1 protein-coding gene and 1 pseudogene are annotated in these 1282 nt (G+C 64.1%); one reads left to right on the forward strand and one right to left on the reverse strand.

The window, feature by feature from the left end; translation table 11 throughout:
• The coding region (locus HP546_RS30345) for a bile acid:sodium symporter family protein (protein WP_172233584.1) at positions 1–613 on the reverse strand (613 nt) is incomplete at its 3' end.
• 184 nt (positions 614–797) lie between these two features.
• On the opposite strand from HP546_RS30345, the pseudogene HP546_RS30350 reads away from it, so the two are divergent.
• A pseudogene (locus tag HP546_RS30350) lies at positions 798–1282 on the forward strand (Dyp-type peroxidase domain-containing protein); the annotation flags it as partial.

A 1282-nucleotide genomic window follows, 5' to 3' on the forward strand; every position in this document is an offset into this window, starting at 1 on the left:
CCGCCAGCCCCACCACCGGCGCGTACTCGGCCACGGTCTGCCAGTCCTTGGTCAGGGCCAGCACAATGGTGAACGCCAGGAACAGCGCCGCCACCAGCTTCATCGGTTTCTCCATGCGCCCCGCAAAGCCGGGGGCGAAACGCCGAATCAGCATACCCAGGGCCACCGGCAGCAAGACAATGGCAAACACCTGCATGACCTTGCCAAACTGCAACGGGATGGCCTGGTCCGATGCCATGAACCAGCCCAGCGACAGGTTCACCAGCAACGGCATGGTCAGGATCGCAATCAGCGAGTTGACGGCCGTCAGGGTGATGTTCAGCGCCACGTCGCCATGGGCCAGGTGGCTGAACAGGTTGGCCGTGGTGCCACCCGGTGATGCTGCCAGCAGCATCAGCCCCACCGCCAGCGCCGATTCCAGGCCAAAGCCATTGGCGATCAGGAAGCATACCAGCGGCAACAGCAGAATCTGGCAGGCCAGGCCGATCACCACCGGCTTGGGATACTTCACCACCCGGGCGAAGTCGGCCAGGGTCAGCGACAACCCAAGGCCGAGCATGATGATGCCCAGGGCAAGCGGCAGGAACGCGGTAAGCAAGGGCGAGGCGGTCATGGGCGTGTCTCTTGGGCGAAGGATCCCGACGAGTGTAGGACGGCCTCGATTGATAGCTAATTGCAAAGAGCCAGCTCTTGGTAACTGTTTGTTACCGGCAAACCGGCCATCGCGCCCGCATGCCGCATTGCAGCAGGCCTGCAGGCACAGTAGCATTCCCGCTTTTACCGAGGATTAGCCTTTCATGCCGTTCCAGCAAGGTCTGCTTGCCACTCCGGTGCCGGCGCACGCCCGTCACCTGTTCTTCACCCTGCAGTCGCCCGAGGCGTTGCCTGCCGCTCTCGATGCCTTGCTGCCGCAGATCGATGGCGTACAGCTGATCCTGGGCGTCGGAGCACCGCTGGCCAAGGCCATGGGCCGCGAAGTGCCGGGCCTGCGTGCGTTTCCGCAGCTGGATGCCGCCGTGGAAAACCCGAGCACTCAGCACGCCTTGTGGTTGTGGCTGCGCGGCAACGAGCGCGGCGATCTGTTGCTGCGTGCCCAGGCCCTGGAACAGCTGCTGGCGCCGGCCCTGCGCCTGGCCGACAGTGTTGATGCCTTCCTGCACCGTGGCGGCCATGACCTGACCGGCTACGAGGATGGCACCGAAAACCCGGTGGACGAAGACGCCGTGCAGGCAGCCATTGCGGCAGACGGCTCCAGTTTTGCAGCCTTTCAGCTGTGGAAGCA

It is taken from the genome of Pseudomonas sp. CM25 (assembly GCF_013179705.1).
Classification (GTDB): Bacteria; Pseudomonadota; Gammaproteobacteria; order Pseudomonadales; family Pseudomonadaceae; genus Aquipseudomonas.